The organism is Bradyrhizobium sp. CCBAU 53340 (genome assembly GCF_015291645.1).
Lineage (GTDB): Bacteria > Pseudomonadota > Alphaproteobacteria > Rhizobiales > Xanthobacteraceae > Bradyrhizobium.
Genome location: NZ_CP030055.1, coordinates 3,765,553 through 3,784,469, shown reverse-complemented (window position 1 = coordinate 3,784,469; position 18,917 = coordinate 3,765,553). Strand labels below are relative to the sequence as shown.

The following is an 18,917-nucleotide window of genomic DNA, read 5'->3' as shown; positions in this document are numbered from 1 at the left end:
TCTTCAGTCCCTCCATCGCTCATGGCGATGGAGGGAGCACGAGAACGCGTGTCATTTCGCGGGCGAAGTGTCGTCGACCCACAGCTCCTCGGTGTTCTGATGGGTCAGCTCTGTCGGGTTCTGCTGAATGCCGTGAAGCCAGGGCTGCACGGCCATGACGGCCTTGTTGTAGTTGAAGAACCAGACCGGCGCCTCCTCGTAGAGGAACGCATTGGCCTTTTGCAGCAGTTGGTTGCGCTTGGCGGTGTCGTCGGTCTGTCCCGCCTCGTCGAGGATCTTGTCGAAGTCGGGATTCCTGAAATTCATGTAATTGCAGGCCGGCTGCGGCGTCGACGAGTGGAAGCATTTGAGCGCAGCCAGCGGATCCGGTCCGCTCTGCTGGGAATAGATGAAGGCCTGGTAGTCGCCGGTGCGCACCACCTCCGCCAGCACCGCGGTCTCGACCTGCTTGACCTTCACCTTGATACCGACCTTGTCCAGCATGGGGATGACGGCCGAGACGATCGGCAGGCCCCAGCTTTCGTTCTGGCTGGTGGTCCATTCGAATTCGAAGCCCTGGGGATAGCCTGCCTCGGTGAGCAGCTGCTTGGCCTTGGCCGGATCGTAGGGGTACGGCTTCATCGTCTTGTCGTAGGCGGGCGAGGTCAGCGGCAGCCAGCTGGTGGCGCGATAGGCCTTGTTCTTGACCAGCTTGTTGATGATCAGGTCGCTGTCGATCGCGTAGTTGATTGCCTGCCGGACCCGCTTGTCGGCAAACGGCTTGAACGCGGGGTTCATGCCCATGTAGCGCGTGAAGACCTCAGCGACCTCGACGATGGTGCCCTTGAGGTTGGGATCAGCCTCATAGGCGACATATTGCGCAGGTCCGAGCACCGAGGTATCGATTTCCTTGTTGCGGAAGGCGACGTCGCGCGCCGCGGCCTCACCCATGATCGAGACGACGAGCTTGTCGGCGTAGGGCTTGCCGGGCTTGTAGAACTTGTCCCACCGCTCCAGAACGATGCGCGAACCCGGCACGTGCTCGACGAATTTGAAGGGGCCGAGACCGATCGGATGCTGGATGAAGCTCTCCTTGCCGCCCTCGTCGGCGGGATAGATCGAAGTCAGCGCGGTGAAGAAATAGAAGCCGGGATCGACCTTCTCGGTCAGCTTCATCTCGAGGGTGAAGTCGTCGATCTTCTTCAGGCCGGAGATCTCCTTGGCCTGCCCCTTCTCCACAGCCGCCGCACCCTCGATGATGCGGACATAACGCGCGCCGGGATAGGCCTTGGTGCCGTCCATGATGCGGTTGAAGGTCCAGATGATGTCGTCGGCCGTCATCTTGCGACCGTTGTGGAAATAGGCGTCGTCGCGGAGCTTGAAAGTTTGAACGAGACCGCCGCCCGAGACGACGACCTCCTTTGCAAGCTCGGGAACCGGCTTTCCCTCCGCAGAGTCCCAAGTGTAGAGCGAGCGATGCAGCGCCTTGGCGTAAATCTCGTCCTGCGCGCGCTGGGTGGTGTGGATGTCGAGGCTGGTGAAGCTCGAACCGTAGGGGGCGGTCATCCGGATGGTTCCGCCCTTGCGCGGGGTCTGGGCCTCCGCCGATCCGGCAAGCGCCAGTGCCATTCCAGCGACGATCACAGTCATCCTGAACATCATGTGGTCCCCCATCAACGCAAGGTATGTCGATCAGGGATTTGATCATCCGTCGCCCGTCGAACGCAAGCTTCGTTTTGAGGGCAACCGATGCCGGTTCCTCAGGCAGGCACGAAGACCTCGTGGGGTTGCACGCCCGCGTGACGCAAGCCCGCCTGATGACGCAGTGCGTCATCGAGCACCGAGCCAGTGAACATTTTTCGTGATCGACGCGACCAAGCTCACGATCGTTATCTGAGCCCAAGGGTCGCGGTAAGAATGAATCGTCGAACGCCAGCTGTCCTGCTCGCCGGCATTCTGGTCGCCGCGACCGCTGCGATGGCGATTCCGGTCGCGCCGGCCCCTGACAGGGACGGAGCTGCCGACGGCATCCAGGCCGGCTGGTCCCACACCTCGCGGTGGAATGGGGAAGTTGCCGATATCTGGTGGACGGTCTGGGGCCGTTGCTCCCCCGACTTTCTCGGTGAGCGCCTGATCTGCGACGCTCTCGAAGCGCTGACTCGCGCCGGACGCCGAACCTTTGAGAGCAAAACGTCGACAGATTTGGGCCTGCCCCTGCCCGGCGGCTGGGATCTGATGACCGCGAACAACTCGCCCTTCATCCGGTCGGCGCACGTCGAGACGCCGCTCGATCTCGCGGCGGTCCTCGGCTTCTATCGTGCCGCGCTCGACGACCGTGGCTGGACCGAGAATGAAGGCGCCGCCATCGAGCCCGATCGGATCGTGATCGGCTTCACAACGGCCGACGGACCGGGCTCGCTTCGGCTCACCCGTCGGGACGGCAAGACAATCGCCGACCTGTCGCTGCGCAAGCGTCCTGTCGCGACGGCAGGGTTTTTGCCAAAACCGGAGCAAGGGCGGCTGATGCTCGGCAACAACACGGACGGCGCGGCAGTCGTCACCGTCAACGAGCGGACCATCAGATTGGCGGCACATGCCGGAAAGAACCTGGCGAATTCAGACGACGCGGCCGCCGAATTGCCCGAGAGCCAGAAGCTCGATCTGTCGCCGGGCAAGTACAAGGTCACCCTGACGGTGGATGGCAGCCCGGCGCGCAGCCGGGAGTTCGAGGTTGCGGCCAACGAGACCTGGGGTCTATTGGTCGAGACGCATGGCGTCATGCTGCCGGTGCATCTCTATTAGCGTTCTACGACCGTCTCTCACGCGTCATTGCGACGTCTTCAGCCTGACAATTCCGGCTGCCAGTCCCGCAATTTCCGCGCCGCGCCGGTGACCTCACCGATCGCCCGAAACGCAGCCGCCTCCACCATCATCCCCCGCGCAAGCCTGATGGCGCGGGCCTCGCTGATGGCCCGCTGCTTCGGATCCTCGATCAGCTCGAAATCGATGTTGTGGGCGAGGCCGAAGATGCGGCGGATGATCTTGGCGGCGGCGAAGCCGACCGTGTCGGTGAACAGCCGCTGCATGTAGGCCTGCCGCTCGGACTCCAGCCGCGCAGCGCCCTTCTCGCCGGTGAAGAGCGAGACCGGATAGGCATCGCCGCTGGCCTCCGACCGCCAGAGGCCGAGAAATTTTCGCGAAAATTCGTTCCAGACCTGCTCGACCGTCTCCAGCACCCACGTCTCGAATTCGCGTCGCTCGCCCGGCGCACGCTCGTGGCCGGCGGAGGCGAAATAGGCCATCAGCAGATTGGCCAGCACCGCGCCGAGGTCAAACCCCATCGGGCCGTAGAAGGCGAATTCGGGATCGATCACCCGCGTCTCTGACGCCGTCACCATGATCGAGCCAGTGTGGAGATCGCCGTGCAGCAGCGCCTCGGGGCTTGCCATGAATTTCAGCTTGAGCCTACTGATCGCGACATGCAGCTCCATGTCCTCGCGCAAGGATGCAGCGAGGCCGTCGAGATAGGGCGCGGTCCAGCGGTTCTGCTCGGCGATCCGATAGGGATCGGTGAAGATCAGATCCTCGGTGATCTTGCACAGCGCATGATTGCCGGCGAAGGCCGCGATGGCCTCCTTCTTCTCGGCCGCCGCAAGCGCGAGATCGGAAGTATGGAACAGCGTCCGCGCCATGAAGGTCGAGATGTCGTCGACAAAGCGCGGATAGCGCGTTCCGGCAACCAGCCCCTTGCGCATGATGATGTGGGGCTCGAGCAGCTCCATCACGGTGAGCGCCAGCGTCTCGCTGTGGTGCAGCAAGGCCGGCACGAGGCCGGGCGCCAGCCGGGCCTGCCGGGACAGCGCGAGATATTCGTAATGCGCCCGCGACAGCGGCAACGGCCAACTCTCGCCGACGAGGCGGACGTAAGGCAGCGCCTGCTTCACGGCGATGCCGCCGCTTGCGCCCTTCACGATGAAGACGAGATTGAGATTGCCGTCGCCGACCTCGGTGATCGCCCATGACGCCGGCGCACCGCCGAGCAGTGCGGTGATGTCAGGCAGGCCCGCAAGATAATCCCGCAAGGCCGCTTCCTGCAGAATCCGGTAATCCCCCTGCCCGTGAGTCATGACGATCCTATCCCGTTTATTTGAGCATGATCTTGTCGAAAAACCGCTTCACACTTTTCCGGATCATGCTTGGTATGGGCCGGACCGTTACTCCCGCTCCAGGAAGCTCGAGCCGATCTCGGCCTTTCTTTTGATGGGATCGTAATCACAATAGACGCTGTCCGCCACCAGCGTGTAGCTGGCGCTGACGGTGTATTTATCAAGCTTGACCGAGTTCAGGCCGATCACCGAGGTGCTCTTGCCGCCGTTCCATTTGAACGGCGTCGAGCTCTTGGCCTGCTCGCAGGCCATCACGACTTCGTTAAAGACATAGCCCTCGACGAACGCCTTCAGCGTTCGCACCTGCACAGCCGTCTTCCATTCGACATAGCCGACGGCTCCGAGACCGGCGATGATCAGCACCAGAAGCGCGACCACGATCCTCTGAAAAGTCATTTGCTCTCCCAACTATACGAACTATCTCCGCCGTCATTGCGAGCTCCGCGAAGCAATCCAGAATCCCTCCGCGGCAAGACTCTGGATTGCTTCGCTACGCTCGCAATGACGCCCTTGGTTAATATACGTTGTCTCTACCCCTAAAACGGCATTCCCATCAGTTTCGACAGGCGTTCGATCGAGAGATAGCCGGCCTGATAGGCGGCAAGACCGAGGCCGTAGATGATCGCCGAGATGATCGTGGTCCAGACCAGCTTGCGCTTCATCCCGGTCAGAACAGGCGCGCCGGGATCGGTCCCGGGTGCGCCGCCGCCGTCCTCGTGCTGGCTGCGGACGCCGAACGGCAGTGTCAAGAACAGCGCGATCCACCAGATGACGAAGTAGATCGCGAGCGCGGTTGAGATCTGGGCGGCCATGACCCGGTCTTACGCCTGCTCGATTTCGACCAGCGCGCCGGAAAAGTCCTTCGGATGCAGGAACAGCACCGGCTTGCCGTGAGCGCCGATCTTCGGCACGCCGTCGCCGAGCACGCGCGCGCCCTCCCTCACCAGCGTATCGCGCGAAGTGATGATGTCGACGACCTCGTAGCAGATATGGTGGATGCCGCCATCGGCGTTGCGCTCGAGGAATTTTGCGATCGGCGAGGTCTCACCGAGCGGTTCGATGAACTCGATCTTGGTGTTGGGCAGCGTCGCGAACACGGTGATGACGCCGTGCTCGGGCAGCGGCACGGCCTCGGAAATTTGCGCCCCGAACGCGGCGCCGTAGATCCTGGCGGCCTTGACGGCGTCCTTGGTCGCGATCGCGACGTGGTTGAGGCGACCCAGCATGTTTCTTCTCCCTCAGGGCATGATCCGCAAGATCACGCCTAGCCTACACCGTCAGGACGTGGACCAGACAGGGGGGCTTTTTGCCCCAATGTTCGTTGATGACGGCCCGGACGGCGCGTCGCACCGATTCCGCCAGCGCATCCGGATCCCGCCGGCGCGCTTTCGGCAGGCCCTCGACCGTGGACATCACGGCATCGAAGACGATGTCGTCGAACGGCTCGCCGGCCCGGTTCTTGTCGGGGATGCCGACCAGATCGACCTCGGGCTCGTCGGCGAGCTCGCCCTGTGCGGTCATGGCGATGGCGACGAAGGCGCAGCCGGAGAATGCCATGCGGCGGCGCTCGACCACCGCGCGCGACTTGGAGTCCTCAAGAATGGTGCCGTCCTTGTAGAGCCGGCCCGAGGGCACCTCGCCGACCACGCCGGGATCGCCGGGGCCAAGCTTGACGAGGTCACCGTTGCGAATGACCAGAACGCGCGGCACGCCGGCGGCGCGCGCGAGCTTGGCGTGGTCGTTCAGGTGCAGGGCCTCGCCGTGCACGGGGATCAGCAGTTGCGGCTTCACCCAGGAGATCATGTCGCGCAATTCGTCGCGGCGCGGATGGCCCGAGACGTGGACCAGATGGTCGCGGTCGGTGAGGACTTCGACGCCCTGCAGCACCAGATTGTTGATGATGGAGCTGACGGCCTTCTCGTTGCCCGGGATGGTGCGCGAGGAGAAAATCACGCTGTCGCCGCGGTTGAGCGTGATTTCCGGATGGTCGTCATTGGCAATGCGCGCCAGCGCGGCGCGCGGCTCGCCCTGGCTGCCGGTGCAGAGCGCCAGCACCTTGTCCTGCGGCAGATGGCCGTAGACCTCGGGCGAGCGGAAATTCTGCACGCCGTCGAGAAAGCCGGTCTCGCGCGCCACCTGCACCACGCGCTCCATGGCGCGGCCGACCACGACGACCTCGCGGTCGGCGGCCTTGGCGGCATCTGCGACGGCCTTGATGCGCGCGACGTTGGAGGCGAACGTCGTGACCGCGACGCGGCCCTTGGCGGCCTTGACCAGATCGATGATGGTGCGGGCGACCTCGGCTTCGGACGGCGAACGGCCGTCGCGCACCGCGTTGGTGGAATCCCCGATCAAGGCAAGCACGCCCTCCTCGCCGAGCTCGCGCAGCCGCTTCTCGTCGGTCGGACGGCCCAGCGTCGGGGTCGGGTCGATCTTCCAGTCGCCGGTGTGCAGCACCACGCCGGCGTCGGTGTGGATCGCCAGCGCATGCGCTTCCGGAATCGAATGCGCGACCGGAATGAACTCCACGTTGAACGGACCGACATCGATACGGCCGCCGGATGGGACCACCGTGACGGGGATGACAGGGGCATTGCGCTCGGCGGCGCATTTGGCCTCGAACAGCGCCGCGCTGAATTGCGTCGCGTAGATCGGGCATTTCAGCTTGGGCCAGAGGTCGATGATGGCGCCGAAATGATCCTCGTGGGCATGCGTCAGCACCAGCCCCATCAGGTTCTTGCGTTCCTTTTCCAGGAAGCTGATGTCGGGCATGATCAGGTCGATGCCGGGCAGATGCTCCTCGTCGCCGAAGGAGACGCCGAGATCGACCGCGAGCCAGGCACGCTGGTGGCGGTTGCCGAGGCCGTAGATCGACAGGTTCATGCCGATCTCGCCGACGCCGCCGAGCGGCGCAAACACCAGTTCGTCGGGCCTCGCCATCACGCAGCTCCCACCGAACGGGCCGGGCCGAAGAACACTTCGCCCGCCGCCACGGGCACAAGGCGGCCCTCCGCGGTGCGGACGATCAGGCAGCCGGTGTCGTCGATCGTGTCGAAGATGCCTTCCAAGACCATGGTTCCCGTGTGGATCGCAATCGGCTCACCGAGGCGGGCGGCCCGCTCCAGCCACAGCTTACGGATCTCGGCGAAGCCTCGGCCATTGTCCCAAATGCCGCGGAACTCGACCCAGGCGTCCGACAGGGCCGAGAACAGCTCTTCGGCGCTGATCTGGACGCCGAGGGCTGCGAGCGATACCGCCGGCGTCGGCGTGCCCTCCGGGGCCGCCACGATATTGGTGCCGATCCCGACCACGATGGCCAGGCGATCACCCACGGCTTCGGCCTCAAGACCAATGCCGACGAGCTTCTTGCCGTTGGCGAGGACGTCATTCGGCCATTTCAGGGCGTATCGGGGCCGGTCGGGGCCAAGCCGGAGCGCGGCCTCCAGGCTGACCTTCTCGAGGGCGGCCTCCTCCGCCAGCCCGGCGGCAAAACCGATCGTGGCGGCCACCGCTGGGGCGACATCGAGGACTTCGAGCACACTGGCGGCGAGATTGCCTTTGGGTGCGATCCAGGGCCGCTGGCGGCGGCCGCGGCCGGCGGTCTGCTCCGACGTCACGAACCAGATCGGGCCGCGCTCGCCGGCGCGGGCTGCTTCGATCGCATCAGCGTTGGTCGAGCCGGTCCGCTCAAGGGCGGCGAGCTTGTAGCCCGCCGCTGACGCGCGAGGACCGAGCGCGAATCCCATCCTAGAACAGCGACTTGGCGGCGGCGGAGGCGACGCTCACCACCGGACCCGCGAACAGCGCGAACAGGATGTTGAACAGGCCTGCGACCGCCAGCACCGTCTTGACCTCGACCCTGACAGGATCGACCTGCCCCGCCGGCTCGTCGAAATACATCGTCTTGACGATGGCGAGATAGTAGTAGGCGCCGACGACGCTGGAGAGCACGCCGATCACCGAGAGCGTGAACAAATTCGCCTTGATGGCGGCGACGAAGACGTACCATTTGGCGAAGAAGCCCGCGAGCGGCGGAACGCCGGCGAGCGAGAACAGCAGCATCGCGAACATGAAGGCGAGCAGCGGATTGGTGCGCGAGAGGCCCGCGAAATCGCTGATCTGCTCGACCGCCTGGCCGTTGCGCTTCATCGCGAGGATGATCGAGAACGAACCGAGCGTCATCGCGACATAGATCACGATGTACATCAAGACGCCCTGCGCGCCTTCGACCGTGCCGGAGGCAAGGCCGACCAGGGCGAAGCCCATATGGCCGATCGACGAATAGGCCATCAGGCGCTTGATGTTGCTCTGGCCGATCGCGGCGAACGAGCCCAGCGCCATCGAGGCGATCGCGACGAACACCAGGATCTGCTGCCATTGCGAAACGATGCCGGGGAATGCGGTCAGCGTGACGCGGGTGAACACCGCGAGCGCGGCGACCTTCGGCGCCGAGGCGAAGAAGGCGGTGACCGGCGTCGGGGCGCCCTCGTACACGTCTGGCGTCCACATGTGGAACGGCACGGCCGAAACCTTGAAGCAGAGGCCGGCCAGCAGGAAGACGAGGCCAAACACGAGGCCGGTATTCGAGATCGTCGCGGCCGCGGCGATCCCGGTGAAGCTGACGGTGCCGGTGAAGCCGTAGACCAGCGAGGCGCCATACAGCAGCATGCCCGAGGACAGCGCGCCGAGCACAAAGTACTTCAGGCCGGCTTCGGTCGACTTGGCATTGTCGCGGTTCGAGGCCGCCACGACGTAGAGCGCGAGCGACATCAATTCGAGGCCGAGATAGAGCGTGATCAGGTCAGCCGCCGAGATCAGCACCATCATACCGAGCGTGGAGAGCAGCACCAGGATCGCATATTCGAAGATGCGGCGCGACGGATCGGCCAGGAACTCGGTCGACAGGATCAGCGTCACCGCCGAGCCGACCAGGGACAGGATCTTCATGAAGCGCGCGAAATCGTCGACGACGAAGCTGCCGCCGAAGGTGACCTGCTTGCCCGCGGGCAGCGTGTATTCGAGCACACCGACCAGGATCAGCAGCAGCACCGCCAGCGTGGTCACCGCACTCGTGGTCCCCTGCCCGCGATAGGCGCCGAGCATCAGAAGCGCCATGGCACCGATCGCGAGCACGAGCTCGGGCAGCACCGGCGCCAGTTGATAACCTGCAGTCGAAAAGCTCATGGCGATATCCTGACCTGCCCGATCACTGGAGCAGTGCGGCGGCCTTCACGGCCGTCACAGCGGTGTTGTAGTTGTTAACGAGTTGCTGGACCGAGACGGCCGACATGTCGAGCACCGGCTTCGGATAGACGCCGAACAGGATCGTCAGCGCGATCAGCGGGAACAGCGTCAGGCACTCCCGGAAGGTGAGGTCCTTGATGCTAGCCAGCGAGGGCTTCACCAGCGATCCGAACACGACCTTGCGGTACAGCCACAGCGCATAGCACGCCGACAGGATCACGCCGGTCGTGGCGAAGAACGCGGTCGGGATCGAGGTCTTGAAGGTGCCGAGCAGCGTCATGAACTCGCCGACGAATCCGCTGGTTCCGGGCAGACCGACATTGGCCATGGTGAAGACCATGAAGGTCATGGCGTAGAGCGGCATCCGGTTGACGAGGCCGCCATAGGCCGCGATCTCGCGGGTGTGCATGCGGTCGTAGACGATGCCGACGCAGAGGAACAGCGCGCCGGAGACGATGCCGTGCGAGATCATCTGGAACACGCCGCCGGCGACGCCCTGCATGGTGCCGGCGAAGATGCCCATGGTGACGAAGCCCATATGCGCGACCGAGGAGTACGCGATCAGCTTCTTCATGTCCTCCTGCATCATCGCCACCAGCGAGGTGTAGATGATGGCGATGGTCGAGAGCGTGAAGATCAGCGGCGCGAAGTCATGCGAGGCCAGCGGGAACATCGGCAGCGAGAAGCGCAGGAAGCCGTAGCCGCCCATCTTCAGCAGGATCGCGGCCAGGATCACCGAGCCTGCGGTCGGCGCCTCGACGTGCGCGTCGGGCAGCCAGGTGTGCACTGGCCACATCGGCATCTTCACCGCGAACGAGGCGAAGAAGGCGAGCCAGGCCCATGTCTGCAATGACCGCGGCACGGCCGTGTGCATCAGGACCGGGATGTCGGTGGTGCTGGCGTTCCAATACAGCGCCATGATGGCGAGCAGCATCAGGACCGAGCCGAGCAGCGTGTAGAGGAAGAACTTGAACGAGGCGTAGACCCGGCGCGGGCCGCCCCAGACACCGATGATCAGGAACATCGGGATCAGGCCGCCTTCGAAGAACAGATAGAACAGCACGAGATCGAGCGCCGAGAAGGTGCCGACCATCAGCGTTTCCAGGATCAGGAACGCCATCATATATTCGCGCACCCGGCTCGTGACCGACTTCCAGCTCGCAATGATGCAGAACGGCATCAGGGCGGTGGTCAGGATCACGAAGGGCAGCGAAATGCCGTCGACACCCATGTGGTAGGTGATGCCGGTGGCGAGCCAGTTCGCCTTCTCGACGAACTGGAAGTCGGCATTCGACGGATCGAAGCGCAGCACCAGGATCACCGACACGGCGAAGGTGATGATCGTGGTCCACAGGGCGATCCAGCGCGAATTGCGCCGCGACGCCTCGTCATCACCGCGGCTCAGGTAAACGATCAGCGCACCGACCAGCGGCAGGAACGTCGTGACCGAAAGGATGGGCCAGGTTGTCATTTACTGGCCTCCAAAGCCGAACATGAACCAGGTGATCAGGCCGGCGGCGCCGATCAGCATGGCGAACGCGTAGTGATAGAGATAACCGGTCTGGATCTTCACGACGTTGCGGGTGATATCCAAGACGCGCGCCGAGACGCCGTCGGGACCCAGACCGTCGATGATGAAGCCGTCGCCCTTCTTCCAGAGCTGATAGCCGATCCACTTCGCCGGACGGACGAAGATGAGGTCGTACAGCTCGTCGAAGTACCATTTGTTGAGCAGGAACTGGTACAGCATCGGCTGCGTGTTCGCGAGCTCGACCGGCAGGTAGGGCTTACGGATGTAGAAAGTGTAGGACACCAGGAAGCCACCAGCCATCATCACGAAGGGCAGCCAGCCGAGCAGACGCGGCATGTGCTCCATATCCTCGAGGATGTGCGGGTTCATCTTCACGGATTCGCGGAAGAACTCCTCCACGCCGTGGGGGTGAGCAAACACCTCCACGAATAGAAAACCTGCCGCGATCGAACCGACGGCCAGCACGCCGATCGGGATCAGCATCCAGATCGGGCTTTCATGCGCCGCCTCGTAGTGCTCCTGGTCGTGCGGTTCGCCGAAGAAGGTCTTGAACACCAAGCGCCAGGAATAGAACGAGGTCAGGCCGGCTGCCGCGATCGTCAGCAGATAGGCGTAGGTCGAGAACGGATTATGTGCGGCATAGGCCGCCTCGATGATCGCGTCCTTGGAGTAGTAGCCCGCGAAGAACGGAAAACCGGTCAGCGCCAAGGTGCCGACGGCCATCACCGCGAACGTGTACGGAATCTTGCGCCAGAGGCCGCCCATGTTGCGGATGTCCTGCTCGTGGTGCATCGCGTAGATCACCGAGCCGGAGCCTAGGAACAGCAGCGCCTTGAAGAAGGCGTGCGTGAACAAATGGAACATGCCGACCGAATAGGCCCCTGCCCCCATCGCCACGAACATGTAGCCGAGCTGCGAACAGGTCGAATACGCAACGATGCGCTTGATGTCGTTCTGGACGAGACCGATGGTCGCGGCGAAGAACGCCGTGGTCGCGCCGAAGAACATCACGACGGCCTGCGCGTTCGGAGCAAGCTCGAACAGCGGCGACAGGCGCGCCACCATGAAGACGCCGGCGGTGACCATGGTCGCGGCGTGGATCAGCGCCGACACCGGCGTCGGGCCTTCCATCGCGTCCGGCAACCAGGTGTGCAGCAGGAACTGCGCCGACTTGCCCATCGCGCCCATGAACAGCAGCAGGCAGGTCAAGGTCAGCGCGTCGGCATGCCAGCCGAGGAAGTCGATGGTCTTGCCGGTCAGGCCGGGAGCGGCATGGAAGATGGTCTCGAAATCGGTCGAGCTCGTCAGCATGAAGATCGCGAAGATGCCGAGCGCGAAGCCGAAATCGCCGACGCGGTTGACCACGAAGGCCTTGATGGCGGCGGCGTTCGCCGAGGGCTTCTGATACCAGAAGCCGATCAGGAGGTAGCTGGCGAGACCCACGCCTTCCCAGCCGAAGAACAGCTGCACGAGGTTGTCAGCCGTCACCAGCATCAGCATGGCGAAGGTGAACAGGGAGAGATAGCCGAAGAAGCGCGGCCGGTTCGGATCCTCGTCCATGTAGCCGATGGAATAGAGGTGCACGAGCGAGGACACGGTCGTCACCACCACCAGCATCACGGCGGTGAGCGTGTCGACGCGCAAGCTCCACCAGACCTCGAGCTCGCCGGAGAATATCCAGGGCAAGAGCTGGTACCGGGCGTCGTGGCCGTTGAAGCCGACATCGACCAGCGTCATCCAGGACAGCGCCGCCGACACGAACAGCAGGGCGGTCGTGATCAGCTCGGCGCCGCGCGAGCCCGCGGCCGCCGGCTCGGCCGGGCCGTGGCCGTCATGCCCGTCGCCGGGTTCGTGATGGCTCTCGTGGATGACGGAGGCATCCTCGTTGATGGTATCGGACGCATGAACGTGCGCACCGTGGCCGTGATCGCCATGATGCTCGAGCTCGTCACCCGAGGGGTTGCGACCATGCGCGCCGACCAGCGAGATCAGGCCGGCCAGAATGGCGCCCAGCAGCGGCAGGAAAACGATTGCCTGAACCATTTGAGAGCTCAGCCCTTCATCAGATTGACGTCCTCAACCGCGATCGAGCCGCGGTTGCGGAAATAGACCACCAGGATGGCAAGACCGATCGCGGCTTCGGCGGCTGCAACGGTCAGGACCAGCAGCGCGAAGACCTGGCCGACGATGTCGCCGAGGAAGGTCGAGAATGCCACCAGGTTGATGTTGACCGAGAGCAGGATCAGCTCGATCGACATCAGGATGACGATGATGTTCTTGCGGTTCAGGAAGATGCCGAGGATGCCGAGCGTGAACAGGATCGCGCCGACCGCCAGATAGTGTCCGAGCCCGATCGTCATTTCACCCACTCCGCCGCGTCGGCGTCCGAGAGCCCCTGCCCCGGTGCCACCTGGCGCATCGCCATCGCCATCTCGGGCGTGCGTGCGTTCTGAACGTTGATGTCCTGCCGCTTCACGCTCGCCTTGTGGCGCAGCGTCAGCACGATGGCGCCGATCATGGCGACCAGCAGCACCATGCCCGCGAGCTGGAAGTAGTGGATATACTTCGTATAGAGCACGAGGCCGAGCGCCTCGGTGTTCGAGACGTTGGCCGGGATCGGGGCCGTGATGGTCTTGCCGACATTGGGATTGATGACCCAGGCGCCGACGGTCAACAGCAGCTCGAACAGGAAGATGCCGCCGATCACGACGCCGACCGGCAGGTACTGGATGAAGCCTTCGCGCAGCTCGAGGAAGTCGACATCGAGCATCATGATCACGAACAGGAACAGCACCGCGACCGCGCCGACATAGACGACGATCAGCATCATGCCGAGAAATTCGGCGCCCATCAGCACGAACAGGCCGGAGGCGTTGACGAAGGCCAGGATCAGGTACAGCACGGAGTGCACGGGATTGCGCGAGACAATCACCATGACGGCCGAGGCGACGCAGACGCCGGCGAAGAGATAGAAGAAGAGCGCGGGAAGGATCATACCCTCACCTCACCGGTACGGCGCGTCGAGCTCGATCGCTTTCGCGATCTCGCGTTCCCAGCGGTCGCCGTTGGCGAGCAGCTTGGCCTTGTCATAGAACAGTTCCTCGCGGGTCTCGGTCGCAAACTCGAAGTTCGGACCTTCGACGATGGCGTCGACCGGACAGGCCTCCTGGCAGAGGCCGCAATAGATGCACTTCACCATGTCGATGTCGTAGCGCACGGTGCGGCGGGTGCCGTCGTTGCGGCGCGGGCCGGCCTCGATGGTGATGGCCTGCGCCGGGCAGACCGCCTCGCACAGCTTGCAGGCGATGCAGCGTTCTTCGCCGTTCGGATAGCGGCGCAGCGCATGCTCGCCACGGAAACGCGGCGAGATCGGGCCCTTCTCGAACGGATAGTTCAGCGTTGGCTTCGGCTGGAAGAAATAGCGCATGGCGAGGAAGAACGCCGAGACGAATTCCGACAGCAGAAGCGAGCGTGCAGTGGCGTTGACGTTGATACCCATGACAGCCTCACTTCGGCGCGATGCCGGCGAATTGCAGCACGCCGGCCACCACGATCACCATCGCCAGCGACAGCGGCAGGAACACCTTCCAGCCGAGGCGCATCAGTTGGTCGTAGCGGTAGCGCGGCACGATCGCCTTTGCCATCGCGAACAGGAAGAACATGAAGAACAGTTTCAGCGAGAACCAAATGATCCCCGGCACCCAGTTGAAGGGCGGCAGGTCCACCGGCGGCAGCCAGCCTCCGAGGAACAGGATAGTGGCCATCGCGCACATCGTGACGATCGCCACGTATTCGCCGAGCATGAACAAGAGGTACGGCGTCGAGCCGTACTCGACCATGAAGCCGGCAACGAGCTCGGATTCCGCCTCGACGAGGTCGAAGGGCGGACGGTTGGTTTCCGCCAGCGCCGAGACGTAGAACACCACGAACATCGGGAACAGCGGCCAGACGTACCAGTTCAGGATGGTGAGCTGCGGCAGCCCGATCAGGCTCGCAAGACCCCGCGCATGTTGGGCCTCGACCACGGCCGACAGGTTCAGCGTGCCGGCGCAGAGCAGCACGGTGATGATGACGAAGCCGATCGAGACTTCATAGGACACCATCTGCGCCGCCGAGCGCAGCGCGGCCAGGAACGGATACTTCGAGTTCGACGACCAGCCGGCCATAATGATGCCGTAGATCGACAGCGACGAGATCGCGAAGATGAAGAGGATGCCGACATTGATGTCGGAGATCACCCAGCCGAGATTGGTCGGGATCACCGCCCAGGCCGCGAGCGCGAGCACGCACGATACCAAGGGCGCCAGCAGGAACACGCCCTTGTTGGCGCCGGCCGGAATGATCGGCTCCTTGAGCACGAATTTGAGCAGGTCGGCGAAGGATTGGAACAGGCCCCAGGGGCCGACCACGTTCGGGCCGCGGCGGATCTGCACCGCCGCCCAGATCTTGCGGTCGGCGAGCAGGATGTAGGCGATCGCGACCAGGAGGACGACGAGCACCAGCACGCTCTCCGCGATCATGATGATCAGCGGCCAGAGGAAGCCGGTCCAGAATGCGCTTTCGAAGAATTCCATTCTGCTCACTCCGCTGCGGTCAGCATCTGCCCGGAGGCAAGCCGCGAGCATTCCGCCATCACGGCGGACGCACGCGCGATCGGGTTGGTCAAATAGAAGTCCTCGACCAGAGGCTTGAACGGCGCCTTCTCGGGCGAGCCGCCCTTCCCGGCCAGCTTCTTGACCTGGTCGGCGGAGCCGGCCTCGATCTGGTCGAGACGGATCAGATGCGGCACGGCCTTGAAGATCACCTGGCGCAGCGCGGCCAGCGAGTCATAGCCGAGCTTCTTGCCGAGCGCTTCGGAGAGCGCGCGGATGATCGCCCAGTCCTCGCGGGCTTCACCCGGCGGGAACGCGGCGCGGCCGGTCATCTGCACGCGGCCTTCGGTGTTGACGTAGATCGCGGACTTCTCGGTGTAGGCGGCCGCCGGCAGGATCACGTCGGCGCGGTGCGCGCCACGGTCCCCATGGGTGCCGATGTAGACCACGAAAGTGCCATCAGGCGCCTTGATCTCGTCCGCGCCGAGCAGGAACAGCAAGTCCAGCGTGCCGAAGGTCGTCATCTGCGCGGCGTTCAGCCCGCCCGCACCCGCAACGAAGCCGATGTCGAGCGCGCCGACGCGCGAGGCGGCCTCGTGCAGCACGCCAAAGCCGTTCCAGCCGTCCTTCACCGCGCCGACATCGAGCGCGAGCTTGGCGCTGGCAGCCAGAATGGCGGCGCCGTCGTGGCGCGAGGTGGCGCCCGCGCCGACCAGGATGATCGGGTTCTTGGCGTTCTTCAGCACGTCCATGAAGGAGTGCTTGCCGGAGGCGAGCTCACCGAGCGTCTCGGTGCCTGCGCCGAGATGGTCATAATCGTAGGTGAGATCGGCCTTGGCGCCGATCACCCCGATCTTGAAGCCGCCGGCGCGCCAGCGCTTGCGGATGCGGGCGTTGAACACGGCCGCCTCTTTCCGCGGATTGGCGCCGATGATGAGCAGCGCATCGGCCTGCTCGACGCCCGCGAGCGACGGATTGAAGATGTAGGAGCCGCGGCCGAGCGCGGGATCGAAGGCATCGCCGCCCTGCACCGCCAGATTGGCCGAGCCGAATTTGGCGAGCAGATCCTTCAGCGCGAACATCTCCTCGACGCCAGCAAGATCGCCCGCGATCGCGCCGATGCGCTTGCCGTCGGTGCGCGCCGCTTTCGCAGCGATCGCGGCGAAAGCTTCCGGCCAGCTCGCCGCACGCAGCTTGCCGGCTTCGCGGATATAGGGGCGATCGAGGCGCTGGGTGCGCAGGCCGTCGACGATGTGGCGGGTCTTGTCGGAGATCCACTCCTCGTTCACGGCCTCGTTGATGCGCGGCAGCACGCGCATCACCTCGCGGCCGCGGGTGTCGACGCGGATCGCCGAGCCCACGCCATCCATGACGTCGATCGACTGGGTCTTGCCGAGCTCCCAGGGACGCGCCGCGAAGGCATAGGGCTTCGAGGTCAGCGCGCCGACCGGGCAGATGTCGACGAGATTGCCCTGCAGCTCCGACGTCAGCGCGTGCTCGAGATAGGTCGTGATCTCCATGTCCTCGCCGCGCCCGGTCGCGCCCATTTCAGGGGCGCCGGCGACTTCCGCCGAGAAGCGGACGCAGCGCGTGCACTGGATGCAGCGGTTCATCGAGGTCTTGACCAGCGCGCCGAGATATTTGTCCTCGACCGCGCGCTTGTTCTCGGCGAAGCGGCTGGTGTCGACACCATAGCCCATCGCCTGGTCCTGCAGGTCGCACTCGCCGCCCTGGTCGCAGATCGGGCAGTCCAAGGGATGGTTGATGAGAAGGAATTCCATCACGCCTTCGCGCGCCTTCTTCACCATCGGCGAACGCGTCGAGATCTCCGGCGGCTCGCCCTTCGGGCCCGGACGGCAGTCGCGCACACCCCAGGCGCAGGATGCGACCGGCTTCGGGCCGCCCTTCACCTCGACGAGGCACATCCGGCAATTGCCGGCGATCGACAGGCGCTCGTGATAGCAGAAGCGCGGAATCTCGGCGCCCGCCGCCTCGCACGCCTGAAGCAGCGTGTATTCGGCGGGAACATCGATCTCTTTGCCGTCGATGATGAGCTTGGTCATGTCTCTTACTCCGCCGCGACCATGTTCACGGGATCGCGGACGCCGGCATCATCGATGTCGGCCCTGTGCGAATACTGGTCGATGCGCGCTTCGATCTCGTGACGGAAATGCGCGATCAGGCCCTGGATCGGCCAGGCGGCTGCGTCGCCGAGCGCGCAAATGGTGTGGCCTTCGACCTGTTTTGTCACTTCGAGCAGCATGTCGATCTCGCGCTTGTGGGCGCGGCCCTCGGCCATGCGGGTGAGCACGCGCCACATCCAGCCCGTGCCTTCACGGCACGGCGTGCACTGGCCGCAGCTCTCATGCTTGTAGAAATAGGAGATGCGGGCGATGGCGCGGATCAAATCGGTGGATTTGTCCATCACGATCACGGCGGCGGTGCCGAGGCCCGAGCGCAGCTTGCTCAAGCTGTCGAAATCCATCGGCGTGTCGATGATCTGCTCGGCCGGCACCATGCGGACCGACGAGCCGCCGGGGATCACCGCCTTGAGATTGTCCCAGCCGCCGCGGATGCCGCCGCAATGCTTGTCGATCAGCTCACGAAACGGAATGCCCATGGCCTCTTCGACGTTGCAGGGCCGCTCGACATGGCCGGAGATGCAGAACAGCTTGGTGCCGACATTGTTTGGACGGCCGATGCCGGCGAACCAGGCGGCGCCGCGGCGCAGGATGTCGGGCGCGACCGCGATCGACTCGACATTGTTCACGGTGGTCGGGCAGCCGAACAGGCCGACATTGGCCGGGAACGGCGGCTTCAGGCGCGGCTGGCCCTTCTTGCCTTCGAGGCTTTCGAGCAGCGCGGTCTCTTCGCCGCAGATATAGGCGCCGGCGCCGTGCGCGACGTAGATGTCGAACGGCCAGCCGTTTACGTTGTCCTTGCCGACCAGCTTGGCGTCATAAGCCTGGTCGATCGCGGCCTGAAGATGCTCGCGCTCGCGGATGAACTCGCCGCGAACATAGATGTAGCAGGTGTGCGCGTTCATGGCGCAGCTGGCAATCAGGCAGCCCTCGATCAGCAGATGCGGATCGTGCCGCATGATCTCGCGATCCTTGCAGGTGCCGGGCTCGGACTCGTCGGCGTTGACGACGAGATAGCTCGGACGGCCGTCGGTCGATTCCTTCGGCATGAAGGACCATTTCAGACCGGTCGGGAAGCCGGCGCCGCCGCGGCCGCGGAGGCCAGAGGCCTTCATCTCGTTGATGATCCAGTCGCGGCCCTTGTCGATGATGTTCTTGGTACCATCCCAGGCGCCGCGGCGCCGCGCGCCCTCGAGCCCCCAATCGTGGAGGCCGTAGAGGTTCTTGAAGATGCGGTCCTTGTCCTCGAGCATATCAGTGCTTT

The 18,917-nt window shown here is 64.2% G+C and carries 17 protein-coding genes; 1 reads left to right on the top strand and 16 read right to left on the bottom strand.

Annotated elements, in window-relative coordinates:
• Nucleotides 1-51 precede the first annotated feature (51 nt).
• A complete protein-coding gene (locus XH89_RS17965; RefSeq protein ID WP_194468259.1) occupies nucleotides 52-1,638 on the bottom strand; it encodes an ABC transporter substrate-binding protein in 1,587 nt (528 codons plus the stop codon).
• A gap of 258 nt (nucleotides 1,639-1,896) precedes the next feature.
• On the opposite strand from XH89_RS17965, the gene XH89_RS17960 reads away from it, so the two are divergent.
• Nucleotides 1,897-2,781, top strand: a complete 885-nt coding sequence (locus tag XH89_RS17960; RefSeq protein ID WP_194468258.1) for a hypothetical protein — start codon at nucleotides 1,897-1,899, stop codon at nucleotides 2,779-2,781.
• A 38-nt stretch (nucleotides 2,782-2,819) separates the two neighbouring features.
• Here the strand turns inward: XH89_RS17960 and mtnK are convergent, their stop codons facing one another.
• The 15 genes from mtnK to nuoF form a co-directional block, all read right to left on the bottom strand.
• On the bottom strand, nucleotides 2,820-4,106 hold the full coding sequence (gene mtnK, locus XH89_RS17955) for an S-methyl-5-thioribose kinase (protein WP_194468257.1): 1,287 nt from the start codon (nucleotides 4,104-4,106) through the stop codon (nucleotides 2,820-2,822).
• A gap of 87 nt (nucleotides 4,107-4,193) precedes the next feature.
• Nucleotides 4,194-4,541 (bottom strand): hypothetical protein, encoded by a 348-nt coding sequence (locus XH89_RS17950; protein ID WP_194468256.1) that lies wholly within the window; start codon nucleotides 4,539-4,541, stop codon nucleotides 4,194-4,196.
• 140 nt (nucleotides 4,542-4,681) lie between these two features.
• Complete coding sequence (locus XH89_RS17945) at nucleotides 4,682-4,957, bottom strand: DUF1467 family protein (protein WP_194468255.1); 276 nt, start codon at nucleotides 4,955-4,957, stop codon at nucleotides 4,682-4,684.
• A gap of 9 nt (nucleotides 4,958-4,966) precedes the next feature.
• Nucleotides 4,967-5,371 (bottom strand): methylmalonyl-CoA epimerase, encoded by a 405-nt coding sequence (gene mce, locus XH89_RS17940; RefSeq protein WP_194468254.1) that lies wholly within the window; start codon nucleotides 5,369-5,371, stop codon nucleotides 4,967-4,969.
• 43 nt (nucleotides 5,372-5,414) lie between these two features.
• Complete coding sequence (locus XH89_RS17935) at nucleotides 5,415-7,085, bottom strand: ribonuclease J (RefSeq protein ID WP_194468253.1); 1,671 nt, start codon at nucleotides 7,083-7,085, stop codon at nucleotides 5,415-5,417.
• Nucleotides 7,085-7,891, bottom strand: coding sequence for a biotin--[acetyl-CoA-carboxylase] ligase (locus tag XH89_RS17930; RefSeq protein WP_194468252.1), 807 nt, complete (start codon nucleotides 7,889-7,891; stop codon nucleotides 7,085-7,087). The genes XH89_RS17935 and XH89_RS17930 overlap by 1 nt, the downstream gene beginning before the upstream one ends.
• Nucleotide 7,892: 1 nt before the next feature.
• Entirely contained in the window at nucleotides 7,893-9,329 is a 1,437-nt protein-coding gene (gene nuoN / locus XH89_RS17925; protein WP_194468251.1) for an NADH-quinone oxidoreductase subunit NuoN, read from the bottom strand.
• 22 nt (nucleotides 9,330-9,351) lie between these two features.
• Complete coding sequence (locus XH89_RS17920; RefSeq protein WP_194468250.1) at nucleotides 9,352-10,860, bottom strand: NADH-quinone oxidoreductase subunit M; 1,509 nt, start codon at nucleotides 10,858-10,860, stop codon at nucleotides 9,352-9,354.
• On the bottom strand, nucleotides 10,861-12,963 hold the full coding sequence (gene nuoL, locus XH89_RS17915; RefSeq protein WP_194468249.1) for an NADH-quinone oxidoreductase subunit L: 2,103 nt from the start codon (nucleotides 12,961-12,963) through the stop codon (nucleotides 10,861-10,863).
• A gap of 8 nt (nucleotides 12,964-12,971) precedes the next feature.
• A complete protein-coding gene (nuoK, locus tag XH89_RS17910; RefSeq protein WP_008547737.1) occupies nucleotides 12,972-13,280 on the bottom strand; it encodes an NADH-quinone oxidoreductase subunit NuoK in 309 nt (102 codons plus the stop codon).
• A complete protein-coding gene (locus XH89_RS17905) occupies nucleotides 13,277-13,915 on the bottom strand; it encodes an NADH-quinone oxidoreductase subunit J (protein ID WP_194468248.1) in 639 nt (212 codons plus the stop codon). The genes nuoK and XH89_RS17905 overlap by 4 nt, the downstream gene beginning before the upstream one ends.
• Nucleotides 13,916-13,924: 9 nt before the next feature.
• Complete coding sequence (gene nuoI, locus XH89_RS17900) at nucleotides 13,925-14,419, bottom strand: NADH-quinone oxidoreductase subunit NuoI (RefSeq protein ID WP_191093171.1); 495 nt, start codon at nucleotides 14,417-14,419, stop codon at nucleotides 13,925-13,927.
• A 7-nt stretch (nucleotides 14,420-14,426) separates the two neighbouring features.
• Entirely contained in the window at nucleotides 14,427-15,494 is a 1,068-nt protein-coding gene (nuoH, locus tag XH89_RS17895) for an NADH-quinone oxidoreductase subunit NuoH (RefSeq protein WP_194468247.1), read from the bottom strand.
• Nucleotides 15,495-15,499: 5 nt separating this feature from the next.
• The gene (nuoG, locus tag XH89_RS17890; protein ID WP_194468246.1) at nucleotides 15,500-17,575 is read right to left on the bottom strand and encodes an NADH-quinone oxidoreductase subunit NuoG; all 2,076 of its coding nucleotides are present in this window, start codon (nucleotides 17,573-17,575) and stop codon (nucleotides 15,500-15,502) included.
• A gap of 5 nt (nucleotides 17,576-17,580) precedes the next feature.
• Nucleotides 17,581-18,906 carry an NADH-quinone oxidoreductase subunit NuoF gene (gene nuoF, locus XH89_RS17885; RefSeq protein WP_194468245.1) on the bottom strand — a complete coding sequence of 442 codons (1,326 nt, stop codon included), beginning with the start codon at nucleotides 18,904-18,906 and terminating at the stop codon, nucleotides 17,581-17,583.
• Between the last annotated feature and the right edge of the window lie 11 nt (nucleotides 18,907-18,917).